Below are 16,448 nucleotides of genomic sequence, written 5' to 3'. Positions count from 1 at the left end.
GGGGTGGCCGCCGGGTGGGCGGCGATCACCTCGTGCCTGCCGGTCGTCGTCGTGCTCTGGCTGTTCCAGCTCAGCGAGGACGCCGCGTCGCTGCTCGGCGCGGTACGCGCCGGGCTGGCCGGTTGGCTGCTCGGGCACGGGGTCCCGCTGGCCACCGGCGCCGGCCCGGTCGCGCTGGCCCCGCTGGCGCTCACCGCGCTGGCGTTCTGGCGACTGACCCGGGCCGGCGTGCACACCAGCCGGGCGATCGGCGCCCGCGGCAGCCGGTCGGTACCCCGGGCGGTCACCGCCGCCGGTGCGGTGGGCATCGCGTACGCCGTGCTGGGCGCGCTCGCCGCGCTCGCGGTCGGCACCGGCGGGCCCGGCGTGTCGCCGGTGCGGGCGGGGGTGACGTTCGGCGTGTTCGGCGGGCTCGCCGCCCTGGTCGGCGCCGCCCGCACCACCGGGGTGGCCGGCCTGCTCGCCGCGCGCGCCCCGGCGCCGCTGCGGGACGCGCTCCGCACCGGCCTGGTCGCCGGGCTGCTGCTGCTCGCCGCCGGCGGCGGAGCGGCCGGGCTGGCGGTGGCGACCGGGGGCGGCGACGCCGCCGACATGATCGGCGCCTATCGCACCGGGGTGGCCGGCCAGGCCGGGATCACGCTGGTCAGCCTCGCCTACGCGCCGAACGCCACGGTCTGGTCGGCCAGCTACCTGCTCGGCCCGGGCTTCGCGGTGGGCACCGACACGGCGGTACGCACCAGCGAGGTCTCGGTCGCCGCGCTGCCGGCCGTACCGCTGCTGGCGGGGCTGCCGCGCGGGCCGGTCGACGGGCTCGGCGCCGGGCTGCTCGCGGTGCCGGTCCTCGCCGGGATGGCGGCGGGCTGCCTGCTGGCCCGCCGGCTGGTCCGGCTGGCCACTGAGGAGCGGTCGACCCTGGGCTGGGGCGGGTTGCTCGGGCCGGCGGCGCTCGCCGGGCCGGTGGCCGGCCTGCTGCTCGGCGCGGCGGCCGCCGCCTCCGCCGGTCCGCTCGGCGGCGGCCGGCTGGCCGAGATCGGTCCGGTCGGCTGGCAGGTGGCCGCCGTGGCGGCCGCGGTGATCGGGGTCGGCGCGCTGCTCGGCGCCGCCACCACCAAGGTGCTCGCCCGCCCCGCAGCACGCTGAACGCCGAGCGCGTCGTCGGGCGCCGTCGGGCCGCGGGCGAACCGGCAGACGGCGAGGGGCGCCCCGGACGGATCCGGGACGCCCCTGTCTCGTGCGGTGCTCAGGACTGGGTCGGCAGGGCCACGTTGGCCACGACTCCCAGGATGATGAGCAGGATGCCGAGTCCGGCGCCGACGGCGCCGCAGATCAGGCCCGCCTTGGCCTGGCCGGCGTTGGACGCCAGCCCCTGGTCGGCCTTCTGCTTGCCCAGGTAACCGGTCACCACGGCGGCGATGCCGACCGGGATGCCCAGGTAGAAGCAGCAGACCAGCGGGATCGAGGCGATGCCGAGGATCAGCGACACCAGGCCGAGGGTGTTCTGCTGGCCCTGCCCCTGCGGGTAGCCCGCGTTCGGGTAGGACGGCGCGGCGCCGTACGGCTGCTGCTGCTGGGCGTACGGGTCCTGGTACGGCTGCTGCTGGCCGTACGGCTGGCCCGAGGTGGGCTGCTGGCCGTACGGCGCGGCCGGCGGCTGGCCGTAGGGGTCGCTCGGCTGGCCGTAGGGCTGGCCGGAGGTGGGCTGCTGACCGTACGGGGCGGCCGGCGGCTGGGCGTAGGGGTCGTTCGGCTGGCCGTAGGGCTGGCCCGAGGTGGGCTGCTGGCCGTACGGGTCCTGACCGGGCTGTCCGGGCTGCATGTAGAGGCTCCTCGGCTTGGGGTCTGTCAGTTGGTGCTGCTGGTCTGGGCGTCCATCAGCCCGGCGAGGCCGCCGAGCAGGCAGCACACCAGGACGATCACGTACCAGCCGATGCCGACGATCAGGGCCCACTTGGACCACTTCTTCGACTCGGCGGCGGCCGCCTGCGCGCCGGCGTAGTCACCCTGCTGGAGCAGCGGGTTGACCTTGGAGGCGTTGATGATGGCCGGGATGGCCAGCGGCCAGAACAGGAAGATCGCGACGATCGACATCGCCATGTTGTTGTTGATCTGCGGCGGCTGCTGGGGCTGGTATCCGGGCTGCATCGTGGGGTACTCCTCGTTCCATCGACACGGCTCGCGTGCCGGTTCACTGACGGGGTGCGGGCCGGACGTGCGCCTAGCCCGAGCGACGGGCAGCGTACCTGGTTCCGGCCAGCTTGGCTGTCAGCGAATGTCGTGCCGCCCAACGGATGGGCGCGCTGACCTGCCGGATAGGGTGACCGGGTGACCGAGCCCGCGTCCGCAGCCCGCATCGTCGTCCTGGTCTCCGGCTCCGGGAGCAACCTCCAGGCGCTGCTGGACGCGTGCGCCGATCCCGCGTACGGCGCGCGGGTGGTGGCCGTCGGCGCCGACCGGCACGGCACCGGTGGCGTGCAGCGGGCCGCGGCGGCCGGCGTGCCGACCTTCGTGGACGAGCTGAAGGCGTACCCCTCCCGGGAGGACTGGGACGCCGCGCTCACCGCGCACGTCGCCGAGCACCGGCCCGACCTGGTCATCTCCGCCGGTTTCCTCAAGCTGGTCGGCCCGCACTTCCTGGCCGCGTTCGGCGACCGCTACCTCAACACGCACAACACGCTGCTGCCGGCGTTCCCCGGCATCCACGGCCCGCGCGACGCCCTCGCCTACGGCGTGAAGGTCACCGGGGCCACTCTCTTCTTCGTCGACGCCGGGATGGACACCGGCCCGATCGTCGCGCAGGTCGCCGTGCCGGTGCACGACGACGACGACGTGGAGACGCTCACCGAACGCATCAAGGAAGCCGAGCGGCGCCAGCTCGTCGAGCAGGTGGGCCGGCTGGTCCGTGAAGGTTGGACGATCACCGGAAGAAAGGTCACGGTTCCGTGAGTTCCACTCAGGACGAGCGCCGCCCGATCAAGCGGGCGCTGGTCAGCGTCTACGACAAGACCGGCCTGGTCGAGCTGGCCCGGGCCCTGCACGCGGCCGGGGTGGAGCTCGTCTCGACCGGGAGCACGGCGGCCACCATCGCCGACGCCGGGGTGCCGGTGACCCCGGTGGAGACGGTGACCGGCTTCCCGGAGATCCTCGACGGCCGGGTCAAGACCCTGCACCCGAAGATCCACGGTGGACTCCTGGCCGACCTGCGTAAGGAGTCGCACACCGGCCAGCTCGACGAGCACGGCATCGCCGGGATCGACCTGCTGGTGTCCAACCTCTACCCGTTCCAGGCCACGGTCGCCTCCGGCGCGTCGGACGACGAGTGCGTGGAGCAGATCGACATCGGCGGCCCGGCGATGGTCCGGGCGGCGGCCAAGAACCACGCCTCGGTCGCGGTGGTCACCGACCCGGCGGCGTACCCGGCGCTGCTGGCCGCGCTCGACGAGGGTGGTTTCACGCTGGCCCAGCGCCGCGCGCTGGCGGCCCGGGCCTTCGCCGACATCGCCGAGTACGACGTGGCCGTCGCCGAGTGGTTCGCCACCACGCTGGCCCCGCCCGCCGACGGCTGGCCGCGGTTCGCGGGGCTGGCCCTGCGCCGCGAGGCGGTGCTGCGCTACGGCGAGAACCCGCACCAGGAGGCCGCCGTGTACGCCGACCCGGCCAGCCCGCCCGGGCTGGCCCAGGCCGAGCAACTGCACGGCAAGGAGATGTCCTACAACAACTACGTCGACGCGGACGCCGCCTGGCGGGCCGCGAACGACTTCCCGGACCAGCCGGCGGTGGCGATCATCAAGCACGCCAACCCGTGCGGGATCGCGGTCGGCGCGGACGTGGCCGAGGCGCACCGGCGGGCGCATGCCTGCGACCCGGTCTCCGCGTACGGCGGGGTGATCGCGGTGAACCGCCCGGTGAGCGTGGACCTGGCCCGGCAGGTCGCTGAGATCTTCACCGAGGTGGTGGTGGCGCCCGGCTACGACGACGGCGCGCTGGAGATCCTCCAGGCCAAGAAGAACGTGCGGCTGCTGCGCGCGCCGGAGTACGCCCCGCTGCCGGCGGAGTGGCGGCAGGTCACCGGCGGTGTGCTGGTGCAGCTGCGGGACCGGATCGACGCGGCCGGCGACGACCCGGCGAACTGGCGACTCGCCACCGGCGAGGCGGCCGACGAGGCGACCCTGCGGGACCTGGTCTTCGCCTGGCGGGCGGTGCGCGCGGTGAAGAGCAACGCGATCCTGCTGGCGAAGGACGGCGCCTCGGTCGGTGTCGGGATGGGCCAGGTCAACCGGGTCGACTCCGCGCAGCTGGCGGTCAGCCGGGCCGGCGCGGACCGGGCGCGCGGCTCGGTCGCCGCCTCCGACGCGTTCTTCCCGTTCGCCGATGGTCCGAAGATCCTCATCGAGGCCGGCGTGCGGGCGATCGTCCAGCCCGGCGGCTCGATCCGCGACGAGGAGGTCATCGCCGCCTGCAAGCAGGCCGGCGTGACCATGTACCTGACCGGCACCCGCCACTTCTTCCACTGATTCCGGCACGCCCGAGCGGCCCCGTTCCCGACCGGGGACGGGGCCGCCGCGTTCCGGCCGCCGGTGGCGGCAGACACCGGAGTGCCCGTCGCGTCGCCTCTGGTCAGTCGAGCCGCCGTTCGATCGGCAGGCGGGACCTCGTCAGCATCCCGACGCCGAGCATGGCGACCAGCGGCACCACGGCCAGCACGCCGAGGACGGACCAGGGGACGACGATCGGGTACGGGTCCGCGCTGGGCCAGGTCCGCAGGTACGCCTGGTTGATCGCGGTGAGGATGGCGACGACCGCCACGAGACCGACGGTCATGCCGAGCAGCGACCCGAGGCCGGCGATCACGCCGGACTGGCTCAGCGACAGCTTCCGGCGCACCAGCGGGCTGGCGCCGACGGCGGCCAGGGTCGACAGGTCCGGCCGGCTGTCGGCGGCGGTGAGCCCGGTCGCGATCCCGACCGCGCCGAGGGTGATCAGCCCGGCCGCCACGGTCAGGAGGAGCAGGGTCGGGTCGGCCGACGTCGCGGGGCCCCGCTCAACGCTGACCCGCAGGCGGGCGGAGAGGGCGGTGACCTCGGCGCGGAAGCGGTCCTCCGTCGCCGTGTCGGGTGCCCGCGTGGCGATCACGAAGCCCCACTGGTGCGCGACGAGCCCGGCGCGGGCCAGCGCCGCTGGCGAGATGATCGTCCGGTCCGACCGGATCCCGGTGGTGAGGGCGTGTCCCGGCAGCTTCAGGGCGGCCGGCTCCCTGGCCCCTTTCAGCGGTCCTCCCCGCGTCGGCACCGCGGGTGGCTGCACCGTCACCGTTCCGTCCACCACGTACCGGGAGTCGGTGACGACCACGCCGCCGGCCCGCAGCGTCGCGACGGCCCGGGCCAGGTCGTCGCCGTGGGCCCCGGTGAGAGGCGACACCGCGCTGCCGTCGTCGACGACGAGCGGGGTGTAGCTGCGCGGGTAGGTCTTGCTGGACGAGTCGCAGCGGGCGTCGGCGCGGGCCTGGCGCTGCTCCTGCGGAGTGAGGGGCCGTTGCAGGTCGAAGTAGGGGCACTGCCGCTGTGGCGGGAGCACCAACTCGACGAAGGGATTGGGGCAGGCGCCGGGATCCCAGCCACGGCAGCCCGGGACGCGTATCTCGGTCACGGCGGTGGCGGCCAGGGTCGTGCCGGCGACGGCCGCGAGTCGATCGGCCGGGATCGTCCGATGACCTGGTCCGAGGGGATTCACCACTGTCACGTGGCCGGTCGGCGTGTTCGGGCGGTAGGCCGCGGTCGCCCGGGCGTCGCTGCTGTGCTGGTAGACGCCCAGGCAGACGGTGCCGGCGACGGCGGCCATCACGGCGGAGATCGCCGGGGCGGTCGCCGCTCGGTTGCGGCCGGCGTCGCGCAGCGCGATCCGTGGTGTCAGCGGCAGGTGCCGGCCGAGCCGGGCGAGCAGGCCGACCAGGGCCGGGGTGCAGAGCACCAGGCCGAACTGGGCCAGCACCAACCCGGCCAGCAACAGGTTCGTCGACACCCGGACGGCGGCGTACGCCGCCAGCCCGGTGCCGCCGGCGGCGAGCATCAGCCCGACGACCACCCACCGTCGCCGGGACCGCTTCGCGCCTCGCCGCCCGCTCAGCGCGACCACCACGTTCTGTCGCGCCGCCACGAACGCGGGCACCAGCGCCGCCGCCACCCCGGTGAGTACGGCCAGCCCGGCGACGGCGAGCAGGGCGAGCGGGAAGACGCGGTACCCGCCGGCCCGCGCCTGGACCACGTGCTCCTCGACGAGCGGGCGCCCGGCGACCGCCAGGATCGTGCCGAGCAGGATGCCGGCGACGGCCCCGACCAGACCCAGCACCACCCCGTCGGCGAGCACGATCCGGCGGAGGTGGGTGGGGCTGCCGCCGTTGGCCGCCACCAGGGCAAGGTCGCGTTGGCGACGCCGCGCGCCGATGGCGAACGCCGGCCCGGTCAGCAGCACGATCTGCATGGCGCCGAGCCCGCCGAGCAGCACGCCGATGCCGACCGCCTGGGCGTCCACCTCCGGCTGCGGGGTCGGCGCCGTCGGCGGCGGGTCGAGCGACACCGCACGGGAGATCACCAGGATGCCCTTGGCGTTCAGCCGCCTGACCTGATCCCAGCCGACCGGCGTGGGAGCGTCCACCAGCCACGCGCTCGGCGGGTCGGTGCGGGCGGCCGGGGGTAGCACGACAACCTCCCCCAGGTTGCCGGGGATCTCCACGATCCCGACCACCGTGAACCGCCGCGACCCCTCACCCAGTTCGACGGTCCCACCGAGGGCCACCCCGAGCCGGCGCAGCGCCGCCTCGCTGGCGGCCACCTCGGTCGCGCCGGTCGGCGCGCGACCCTCCCGCAGCCGCGCCATCCCCTCGGTGACCGGGTCCGCCAGGTCCAGCCCGTACGACGGGACGGGGCCGACGCCGTCGGCGGTCCGCCAGTCCCACCGCTGTTCGTCCCAGACCGGAACGACCCGGCTGCCGGACGGCAGGGCACTGGTCACCTCGGCGGTGGTCGCCGGGTCGGGCTCGGCGGTGACGATCCGGTGGAAGCCTGTCGCGGTGAGGAGGTCACCGTCGGGACTCTGCTCGACGGCGCCGTCGTACTCCCAGGTCACCCTGGCGTCGGCGGCACCGAGCGTTCGTTCCAGCCGTTCGTCGTCGGTGAGCCGGTACATGTCGTAGGAGGCGGCGGCGAAGCTGAGCGCCAGGACGGGCGTCGCGATCATCGCCACCACCAGCGCGCTGCGACCCTTGGCCCGGCGGGTCTCGCGCCACGCGATGCGTAGGGCGGTGCGCCAGGAGACCAGGGCGTCCGGGATGCGGTGCCATCGACGGGTCATCGGGTCTTCCCGGCCAGCAGTTGCTCGGCCCGGCCCAGCGGCCCGGAGGTGCCGGTGACCATCCCGTCCTGCATGAATACCACCCGATCGGCCCAGGCCGCGTGTCGCGCCTCGTGGGTCACGAGTATGCCGGCGGCCCCAGCGTTGACCCGGGAGCGCAGCACCCGCAACACCGCCTCGCCGGTCTGAGAGTCGAGCGCCCCGGTCGGTTCGTCGGCGAGGACCAGCCGGCGCCGGCCGATCAGGGCTCGGGCGATTGCCACCCGCTGCTGCTGGCCGCCGGAGAGTTCGTCGGGGAAGCGCTGGGCGAGGTCGGCCATGCCCACCTCGTCGAGCGCGGCGGCGGCGCGGCGGCGAGCCCGGCGTACGGAGGTGCCGTCCAGTTCCAGCGGAAGCGCGACGTTCTCCACCGTGGTGAGACTGGGCAGCAGATTGAGGTGTTGGAACACGTAGCCGATCGAGCGCCGGCGCAGCACGGACAACCGCGCACGGTTGAGCGTGTCGACGCGTTCGCCCTCGACCCACACCTCGCCCCGGGTCGGCCGATCCAGTCCGCCGGCCAGGTTGAGCAGGGTCGACTTGCCGGAACCCGAGGGCCCCATGACCCCGACGAGTTCGCCGGGCCGGACGACGAGGCTGACGCCGCCCAGCGCGGTCACCGCGGTGTCGCCGGTGCCGTGGGTCCGGTACGCGTGGCGGATCTCCAGCACGTTGGCCGGGCCGTTGACCGGCGCTGTGGTCGACTCGCGCGGTCGGCGGTGGTTCCGCCCGTGCGCGAGCGGGCTGTGGGGATCATCCGAGATGGACATGGATACCGAGTATGCATATCGAGTATGCATCGAGCAACCCGCGGACCTGATCCCCCCGGGCGGCGTCAGCCCACCGTGGGACGGAGCTCGGCGAAGTGGCAGGCCGACGGGTGGGGGTCGGCGGCGCGGGGCACCGTCGCCGGGTCCTCGCGGGCGCAGACCTCCTGCGCCTTCCAGCACCGGGTGCGGAAGTGGCAGCCGGACGGCGGGTCCGCCGGGCTCGGCACGTCGCCGGTGAGCCGGATGATGGTGCCGGCGTCCCGGGCCTCCGGGTCGGGCACCGGCACCGCCGAGAGCAGCGCCTGGGTGTACGGGTGGGTGGCACGCTCGTAGATCTGCTCCTCGGTGCCGATCTCGACGATCCGACCGAGGTACATCACCGCCACCCGGTCGGAGATGTGCCGGACCACCGACAGGTCGTGCGCGATGAAGATGTACGACAGGCCGAACTCGTCCTGCAACTGCTCCAGCAGGTTGATCACCTGGGCCTGGATCGACACGTCCAGCGCCGATACCGGCTCGTCGCAGACGATGATCTCGGGCCGCAGGGCCAGTGCCCGGGCGATGCCGATGCGCTGCCGCTGACCGCCGGAGAACTGGTGCGGGTACCGGTTGACGTGCTCGGGGTTGAGCCCGACCACGTCCAGCAGGTCCTGCACCCGTTGCCGGCGGCTGCCCTTCGGCGCGGCGTCCGGGTGGATCTCGAACGGCTCGCCGATGATGTCGCCGACGGTCATCCGCGGGTTCAGCGAGGTGTACGGGTCCTGCATGACCATCTGCATGTTGCGCCGCAGCCGGCGCAGCTCGGCGCCCGAGGCGCCGAACAGGTCCTTCCCCTCCAGGGTGACCCGGCCGGCGGTCGGCGTCTCCAGCCGCATCAGCAGCCGGGCCAGGGTCGACTTGCCGCAGCCGGACTCGCCGACCACGCCGAGGGTCTCGCCCCGGCGCAGTTCGAAGCTCACCCCGTCGACCGCCTTGACCGCGCCGACCTGCCGCTGGAACAGCACGCCCCGGGTGATCGGGAAGTGCTTGACCAGGTTGTCGACCGAGAGGATCGTCTCGCCCCGGACCTTGGTCGGGCTAGCGGGCACTGTCATCACGGACCTCCTGCGCGAAGTGGCACGCGCTGGTCCGGCCGTCGCCGAGCACCAGGTCGTGCGGCACCACGTCCACGCAGACCTGCTGCACGTACGGGCACCGGGGGTGGAACGGGCAGCCGCTCGGGATGCGCATCAGGTTGGGCGGCAGCCCTTTGATGGTGGCGAGCGCCTGGCCGCGCACGTCCAGCCGCGGGATCGACTCCAGCAACCCCTTGGTGTACGGGTGGGCCGGCGCCCGGTAGAGCGAGCGGACGTCGGCGTGCTCGACGATCCGGCCGGCGTACATCACCGCGATCCGGTCCGCCACGCCGGCCACCACGCCCAGGTCGTGGGTGATCAGGATCAGCGCCATGTCGAGGTCGCGGCGCAGGTCGGCGAGGAGGTCCATGATCTGCGCCTGCACCGTCACGTCCAGCGCGGTGGTCGGCTCGTCGGCGATCAGCACCTTCGGGTTCAGGGCCAGCGCCATCGCGATCATCACCCGCTGGCGCATGCCGCCGGAGAACTGGTGCGGGTAGTCGCCGAGCCGGTTGGCGGCGCCGGGGATCTTCACCAGGTCCATCAGTTCGACGGTCCGCCGGCGCGCGTCCGCCTTGGACATGCCGGCGCGCTGGCGCATCGTCTCGCCGATCTGCCAGCCGACCGGGAAGACCGGGTTCAGCGCGGAGAGCGCGTCCTGGAAGATCATCGCGATCTCGGTGCCGCGCACCTGCCGGCGCTGCCCCTCGCTCATCGCGAGCAGGTCGCGGCCCTGGTAGCGGATCTCCCCGGAGCGGACCACCGCCGGCGGGGTGTCCAGGATGCCCATGATCGTCTGCGCGGTGACCGACTTGCCCGAGCCGGACTCGCCGAGCACCGCGAGCGTCTCGCCGGCGTCCAGGTGGTACGAGACGCCGTTGATCACCCTGGCGACGCCTTCGCCGGTGCGGAACTCGACGTACAGGTCCCGCACCTCCAGCAGGTGCCCGCCCGCCGGGGTGGCCGAGGCGGGGGTGGGTTGGACGGTGGAGTGGCTCATCGGCGGGTCACCGCAGCTTCGGGTCGAAGGCGTCGCGGATCGCGTCGCCGAGCATGATGAACGCCAGCACGGTCAGCGCGAGGAAGGCCGACGGGACGATGAGCGGCGTCGCCGCCTCGCGCATGTGCACCCGGCCGGAGTCGATGTCGATCCCCCACGAGATGGTCGGGGCCCGCAGGCCGATGCCGAGGAAGCTCAGGGTCGCCTCGGCGGCGATGAACGAGCCGAGCGCGATGGTGAGCACCACGATGGCCGGAGCCAGCGCGTTCGGCAGGATGTGCCGCCACATGATCCGGCCGTTCCCGGCGCCCAGCATCCGGGCGGCGGCGACGTAGTCCTGTTCCTTCGCGGTGATCACCGAGGAGCGGACCACCCGGGCCGCGGTGGTCCAGCCGAGCACCGCCAGTACGAAGATCACCGCGCCGATCCGGACCGTGGCGTTGTCGCTGCCCACCCGCTTGAGCAGGACGATCGCGGCGAGCAGCAGCGGGATGCCGAGCACGATGTCGATCACCCGGGACAGCACCGCGTCGACCCAGCGGCCGAAGTAGCCGGCCAGCATCCCGACCACCAGCGCGATCACCCCGGTCAGCAGCGCCGAGAGCGCGCCGACCAGCAGCGAGGCGCGGGCCCCGTACACCGCCCGGGAGTAGGTGTCGCAACCCTGGAAGTCGTACCCGAAGATGGCCCCGCCGGACGGCCCGGCGTGCTGCCGGGAGAGCAGGCAGTCGCGCGGGTCGTTCGCGGTGAACAGGCCGGGGACGGCGGCCATCGCGGCCACCAGCACCACAAGCGCCAGGCTGATCCAGAAGATCGGGTTGCGGCGCAGGTCACGCCAGGCGTCACCGGCCAGGCTGCGCGGCTTCTGCGACACCTGGCCCGGTGCGCCCGGCTCGCCCGACGGTCCGCGCCGCGCGGCCTGGTTCTCGGTGGCCGCCACGGTCTCGAAGTCACTCACGCCGGTACCTCGCTCCGCCCGGTCCCGGCGTGAGTGCCGAGGCACGCCGCGTTGATGATTCGGTCGCCGCGCTCACTCATAGCGGATCCTCGGGTCGAGTACGGCGTACAGGACGTCCACCACCAGGTTGGAGACGAGGTACACCACGACCAGCACGCTGACGATGCCCACCACCAGCGGCCCGTCTTCGGTGCGGATGCCGCGGAAGAGGTTGAAGCCGACGCCGGGGATGTTGAACACGCCCTCGGTGATGATCGCGCCGCTCATCAGGTTGCCCAGCTCGACGCCGAGGAAGGTGACCACCGGAATGAGCGAGTTGCGCAGCACGTGCACGCTGACGATCCGCCGCCTGACCAGGCCCTTGGCCCGGGCGGTACGGACGTAGTCGGCGCGCAGGTTCTCCGCCACCGAGGTCCGGGTCAGCCGCAGCGCGGTGGCCAGCGAGAGCGAGCCGAGCACGATGCCGGGCAGCAGCAGCGCGTACAGGTCGGGATCGGCGCCCGCGGTCGGCGGGAAGAGCTGCCACCGTACGCCGAGGAGGTACTGGGCCAGCGGGGCCAGCACGATGGTCGGGATGCCGAGCACCAGCAGGGTCAGCAGCAGAGTGGAGTTGTCGAAGATGCTGGCCCGCCGGATGCCGGCGAGCACGCCGGCGGTGACCCCGAAGAGGATGGTGACCGCCATCGCGATCAGCGCCAGCTTGACAGTGACCGGCCAGGCGGCGGTCAGGATGTCGCCGATCGAGCGACCGGTGAGGGACTGCCCGAGGTCGCCCTGGAGCAGGTTCCGGACGTAGTCGAAGTAGCGGTAGAAGAAACCGCCGACCCCGGTGCGGTCGAGGTGGAACTTCTCCGTCAGGTATGCCCGCTGCGCGGCGGTGACCGGACGCTCGCCGGCGAGCGCCTGGATGGGGTCGCCCTGGCCGGCGAACATCAGCGCGTACACGATCAGCGTGGTGCCGAAGAACGCCAGCACCATCTGGAGCAGTCGCCGCAGGATGAAGCGGAACATACTTGGCAGTCTTCCCGAAAAGGGGCGAAGACGAAGGCGGGTCGGGCCACCGTCCACCGGTGGCCCGACCCGTTTCCTGCCGTGCTGCTGTTAGTTCACGACCTCGATCTTCAGCAGGTCGACCCGGTCGAAGAGATCCATCTCCACGTTCTTGACCTTGGTCGAGTGCCCGAAGTTGTTCTGGCCGTACCGGAGCGGGATCACCGGCATGTCCTTGGCCAGCAGTTCCTCGGCCTGCTGGTACTTCTTGATCGCCGCTTCCTCGGTCGGGGCGCTGGCGCCCTCGGCGAGCAGCTTGTCGAACTCCGGGTTGCTGTAGCCGTAGTAGTTCGACGAACCGTTGGTGCTGTACAGCGGGCCCAGGTAGTTCTCCATGGACGGGTAGTCCATGACCCAGCCCATCCGGAACAGGCCGACCGGCTGCTTGGCCTTGACCTTGGTCAGCAGGTCCGCGAACTTCGGCTCGGCGGTGCCGACGCACTCCACGCCCAGGTTGGTCTTGAGCTGGTTGCAGGTGGCGTCGATCCAGTCCTTGTGGCCACCGTCGCCGTTGTACGACAGCTCGATCTTCGACGGGCCGCCGGCCGCCTGGTACAGGGCCTTGGCCTTGGCCGGGTCGAACGTGCCGGCCGCGCCGATGGTGTCCGCGCGGTAGCCGCCGACCACCGGCGACACGAACGAGCGGGCCGGGGTCTGCGAGTCCTTGAAGATCGACTTGGTGATCTCGTCCCGGTCGATCGCCATCGAGATGGCCTTGCGCACGTCCGGGTTGCTGTACTCCTTCTCGAACGTCGGGAAGGCCAGGAACTGGAACGACGAGGCCGGGCTCTGCTTGTACCGGTCACCGAGGTCGGTGGCGGCGGTCGACAGGTTCTCGGTCGGGATCGTCTTGATCACATCGAGGTTGTCCGACAGCACGTCCGCGTACGCGGCGGTGGGCTGCTGGTAGATCCGGAACTCGACGCCGGCCACCTTCGGCTGCTCGCCGGGGAAGGCGTCGTACTTCTCCACCTCGACCTTGGCGTCGTGCTGCCAGGTGCCCTTCATCTTGAACGGGCCCTGACCGACCGGCGCCTGCTCGTAGCCCTCGGCCAGCACGCCGGGCGCGGAGAACGCGGCCTTCGGCATGGGGTAGAAAGCGGTGTAGCCGAGCATCGACGTGAACTCGCTGTACGGCTGGGACAGCGTGACGGTGAAGGTCAGGTCGTCGACCTTCTTCAGGCCGGAGAGTGTCCGGGCCTTCGGCGTCTCGCCCTGCAGGTCCTCGTAGCCGGCGATCTTCTCGAAGAAGTAGCTCGAGTTCTGGCCGTTCGGGGCGTACGCGCCGTAGTTCCAGGCGTCGATGTAGTTGTCGGCGGTGACCTTCTCGCCGTTGTGGAAGGTGTAGCCGTCCTTGAGCTTGACCGTCCAGACGGTGTTGTCCGACGACGTCACCGACTCGGCCGCCACCTCGTACGGCTTGTTGGTCTCGTCGTAGTCGACCAGCGGGCTGAACAGGGCGGCGAGCACCTGCGAGCCGCTGGTCTCGTTGGTGTTGGTGGGCACCAGGTGCTGCGGCTCGGCGATCTCGATCCGCACGGCCGCGTCGGGGTTACTGCTGCCGGATCCGGCCACTGCCGCCCGAGCCGCAGGCCGCCAGGCCGCCAGGCCCAGGGTCACCGCGAGCGGGAGGGCGGTCCAGGCGGCGAGCCTACGAACGCGCATTGAGCCTCCTCATCTCCTCACGCAGCGCAGTCAGGCCCGACGCTGGGTTGACGCTGCGCAACGTTGGGCAACGGTAGGCCGGCCATCGGGCTTCGACAACGATGCGATAACGGTCCGCGCCCCGGACCTTTGCTCGGTTGCTCGGGCCCTGCTAAAGAAATGGCGGCCCTGTCGGTGCTGATCTGCGCTTCTTGTGCACCCGTCCGGTGCCGTCAAGGCCGCCGCAACCCCGGCTGAGACGTCTGTCGCCGACTGCGCACGGGGTGGCCGTCCGTCCGGATCGGGCTATGGTCGGATTCACAGCCGATTACTCAGCGTGATGAGGGATCCATGACTCGGCGTAATCAACCACCGCTGGTGGTCGGTTGATCGAGGTCATCGGCTCGAAGCCGTCCGCCGTGAGACGATCTGGGCGTGACGGCGACGCTTCTGGACGGCAAGGCGACCGCGGCCGAGATCAAGGACGAGCTGCGCGTGCGGGTCAAGGCACTGGCCGAACGTGGCATCACGCCGGGGCTGGGCACGGTGCTGGTCGGCGCCGATCCGGGCTCGCAGGCGTACGTCGACGGCAAGCACCGTGACTGCGCCGAGGTGGGGATCGCCTCGATCCGCCGGGAACTGCCCGCCGACGCGACCCAGCAGCAGGCCGACGAGGTGCTCGCCGAGCTGAACGCCGACCTGGCCTGCCACGGGTACATCGTCCAGCTGCCGCTGCCGGCCCACCTGGACACCCAGCGGGTGCTCGAGCTGATCGACCCGGAGAAGGACGCCGACGGCCTGCACCCGGTGAACCTGGGCCGGCTGGTGCTCGGTTACGACGCCCCGCTGCCGTGCACCCCGCGCGGCATCGTCGAGCTGCTGCGCCGGCACGACGTGGCGCTGCGCGGGGCGAAGGTCGCCGTGGTCGGCCGGGGCAACACGGTCGGCCGTCCGCTCGGCCTGCTGCTCACCCGGCGCAGCGAGAACGCCACCGTGACGCTGTGCCACACGGGCACCCTCGACCTGGCCGCGCACACCCGGGCCGCCGACATCGTGATCGTGGCGGCCGGGGTGCCCGGGCTGCTCACCGCGGACATGGTCACCCCGGGTGCGGTGGTGGTCGACGTGGGCATCACCAGGGTGGTCGGTCCGGACGGCAAGGGCCGCTACACCGGCGACGTGGCCCCGGAGGTCGCCGAGGTGGCCGGAGCGCTGGTGCCGATGCCGGGCGGTGTCGGCCCGATGACCCGGGCCATGCTGCTCACCAACGTGGTCGAGCGCGCCGAGCGGGGCTGACCGGCGCGGGCTCCGGCCCGGCGAAGCGGCTTCCGCCCATCGAGGTCATAACCGTCCGCCCCTGGCCGGATCGGTGCCAGGATGACTGATACGGTCCGGAAAACCGACTGGTATCAGGGAGTGGGACGACCATGGGTAAGAAGGTCACTGTCGTCGGCGCCGGCTTCTACGGCTCGACCACCGCACAGCGCCTGGCCGAGTACGACGTCTTCGACACCGTCGTGATCACCGACATCGTGGAGGGCAAGCCCGCCGGTCTCGCCCTGGACCTCAACCAGTCACGTGCCATCGAGGGCTTCGAGACCAAGGTGGTCGGCGTGACCACCGGCCCGAACGGCGAGGGCTACGAGGCGATCGAGGGCTCGGACGTCGTGGTCATCACCGCCGGCCTGCCCCGCAAGCCGGGCATGAGCCGGATGGACCTGCTGGAGACGAACGCCAAGATCGTCCGCCAGGTCGCCGAGAACGTCGCCAAGTACGCCCCGAACGCCGTCGTCATCGTGGTCTCCAACCCGCTCGACGAGATGACCGCGCTGGCCCAGCTCGCCACCCAGTTCCCGAAGAACCGCGTGCTGGGCCAGGCCGGCATGCTGGACACCGCCCGGTTCACCAACTTCGTGGCGGAGGCGCTGAACGTACCGGTGAAGTCGGTGAAGACGCTGACCCTCGGCTCGCACGGCGACACCATGGTGCCGGTGCCGTCGAAGAGCACGGTGAACGGCAAGCCGCTGCGCGACGCGATGCCGGCCGAGCAGATCGAGGAGCTGGTCGTCAAGACCCGCAACGGTGGCGCCGAGGTGGTCGCGCTGCTCAAGACCGGCTCGGCGTACTACGCCCCGTCGGCCGCCGCCGCCCGGATGGCCAAGGCGGTCGCCGAGGACTCCGGCGAGGTCATGCCGGTCTGCGCCTGGGTCGACGGCCAGTACGGCATCTCCGGCGTCTACCTGGGCGTCGAGGCCGAGATCGGCGCCGAGGGCGTGAAGCGGGTCGTCGAGACCGACCTGGACGCCGACGAGCTGGCCAGCCTCAAGGAGGCCGCCGAGGCCGTCCGCGCCAAGCAGGCCGACATCGCCAACATGTGACCTGAGCACCACCCGCGAAGGGGCACGCCGGATCCCGGCGTGCCCCTTCCGCGTCTCCGCCCCCGCCCCTCCCCGTCGATCATGAAGTTGTTGCCCCCCCGCACCGGCGTGTCGCGGCAACAACTTCATGCTCAACCTGTCCTCAGG

Annotated in this window: 14 protein-coding genes; 5 read left to right on the top strand and 9 right to left on the bottom strand. The window is 72.3% G+C overall.

Annotated elements, in window-relative coordinates:
- The coding region (locus tag DLJ47_RS02700; protein WP_233257622.1) for a cell division protein PerM at positions 1–1,140 on the top strand (1,140 nt) is incomplete at its 5' end.
- A 100-nt stretch (positions 1,141–1,240) separates the two neighbouring features.
- On the opposite strand, the gene DLJ47_RS02695 is transcribed toward DLJ47_RS02700, so the two are convergent.
- Both DLJ47_RS02695 and DLJ47_RS02690 read right to left on the bottom strand, forming a co-directional pair.
- Positions 1,241–1,816 (bottom strand): DUF4190 domain-containing protein, encoded by a 576-nt coding sequence (locus DLJ47_RS02695; RefSeq protein WP_088991989.1) that lies wholly within the window; start codon positions 1,814–1,816, stop codon positions 1,241–1,243.
- A 26-nt stretch (positions 1,817–1,842) separates the two neighbouring features.
- Entirely contained in the window at positions 1,843–2,142 is a 300-nt protein-coding gene (locus DLJ47_RS02690; RefSeq protein ID WP_109898524.1) for a CD225/dispanin family protein, read from the bottom strand.
- Positions 2,143–2,322: 180 nt separating this feature from the next.
- On the opposite strand from DLJ47_RS02690, the gene purN reads away from it, so the two are divergent.
- Together purN and purH are read left to right on the top strand one after the other, a co-directional pair.
- Positions 2,323–2,943 carry a phosphoribosylglycinamide formyltransferase gene (gene purN / locus DLJ47_RS02685; protein WP_109898523.1) on the top strand — a complete coding sequence of 207 codons (621 nt, stop codon included), beginning with the start codon at positions 2,323–2,325 and terminating at the stop codon, positions 2,941–2,943.
- Positions 2,940–4,511 (top strand): bifunctional phosphoribosylaminoimidazolecarboxamide formyltransferase/IMP cyclohydrolase, encoded by a 1,572-nt coding sequence (gene purH / locus DLJ47_RS02680; RefSeq protein WP_109898522.1) that lies wholly within the window; start codon positions 2,940–2,942, stop codon positions 4,509–4,511. The genes purN and purH overlap by 4 nt, the downstream gene beginning before the upstream one ends.
- A gap of 103 nt (positions 4,512–4,614) precedes the next feature.
- Here purH and DLJ47_RS02675 read toward each other — a convergent pair whose 3' ends face one another.
- The 7 genes from DLJ47_RS02675 to DLJ47_RS02645 form a co-directional block, all read right to left on the bottom strand.
- Positions 4,615–7,344, bottom strand: a complete 2,730-nt coding sequence (locus tag DLJ47_RS02675) for an ABC transporter permease (protein ID WP_109898521.1) — start codon at positions 7,342–7,344, stop codon at positions 4,615–4,617.
- On the bottom strand, positions 7,341–8,153 hold the full coding sequence (locus DLJ47_RS02670; protein WP_109898520.1) for an ABC transporter ATP-binding protein: 813 nt from the start codon (positions 8,151–8,153) through the stop codon (positions 7,341–7,343). Before DLJ47_RS02670 ends, DLJ47_RS02675 begins: the two co-directional genes overlap by 4 nt.
- 65 nt (positions 8,154–8,218) lie before the next feature.
- A complete protein-coding gene (locus DLJ47_RS02665) occupies positions 8,219–9,250 on the bottom strand; it encodes an ABC transporter ATP-binding protein (RefSeq protein WP_109898519.1) in 1,032 nt (343 codons plus the stop codon).
- Positions 9,234–10,271, bottom strand: coding sequence for an ABC transporter ATP-binding protein (locus DLJ47_RS02660; protein ID WP_109898518.1), 1,038 nt, complete (start codon positions 10,269–10,271; stop codon positions 9,234–9,236). The genes DLJ47_RS02665 and DLJ47_RS02660 overlap by 17 nt, the downstream gene beginning before the upstream one ends.
- Positions 10,272–10,278: 7 nt before the next feature.
- A complete protein-coding gene (locus tag DLJ47_RS02655) occupies positions 10,279–11,229 on the bottom strand; it encodes an ABC transporter permease (RefSeq protein ID WP_109898517.1) in 951 nt (316 codons plus the stop codon).
- A gap of 72 nt (positions 11,230–11,301) precedes the next feature.
- On the bottom strand, positions 11,302–12,240 hold the full coding sequence (locus DLJ47_RS02650) for an ABC transporter permease (RefSeq protein WP_109898516.1): 939 nt from the start codon (positions 12,238–12,240) through the stop codon (positions 11,302–11,304).
- A 90-nt stretch (positions 12,241–12,330) separates the two neighbouring features.
- The gene (locus DLJ47_RS02645; RefSeq protein WP_109898515.1) at positions 12,331–13,944 is read right to left on the bottom strand and encodes a peptide ABC transporter substrate-binding protein; all 1,614 of its coding nucleotides are present in this window, start codon (positions 13,942–13,944) and stop codon (positions 12,331–12,333) included.
- Between the two features lie 414 nt (positions 13,945–14,358).
- On the opposite strand from DLJ47_RS02645, the gene DLJ47_RS02640 reads away from it, so the two are divergent.
- Both DLJ47_RS02640 and mdh read left to right on the top strand, forming a co-directional pair.
- Positions 14,359–15,219: a bifunctional methylenetetrahydrofolate dehydrogenase/methenyltetrahydrofolate cyclohydrolase gene (locus DLJ47_RS02640; RefSeq protein ID WP_109898514.1), complete on the top strand. Its 861-nt coding sequence runs from the start codon at positions 14,359–14,361 to the stop codon at positions 15,217–15,219.
- Between the two features lie 131 nt (positions 15,220–15,350).
- On the top strand, positions 15,351–16,301 hold the full coding sequence (gene mdh / locus DLJ47_RS02635; protein WP_109898513.1) for a malate dehydrogenase: 951 nt from the start codon (positions 15,351–15,353) through the stop codon (positions 16,299–16,301).
- Positions 16,302–16,448: the final 147 nt, after the last annotated feature.

Origin of the sequence: Micromonospora sp. S4605 (assembly GCF_003176715.1) — a bacterium.
In the GTDB taxonomy this organism is placed as follows: Bacteria; Actinomycetota; Actinomycetes; order Mycobacteriales; family Micromonosporaceae; genus Micromonospora; species Micromonospora echinaurantiaca.
The sequence above is the reverse complement of the archived record's forward strand: the minus strand, read 5'-3'. Positions and strand labels throughout refer to the sequence as shown.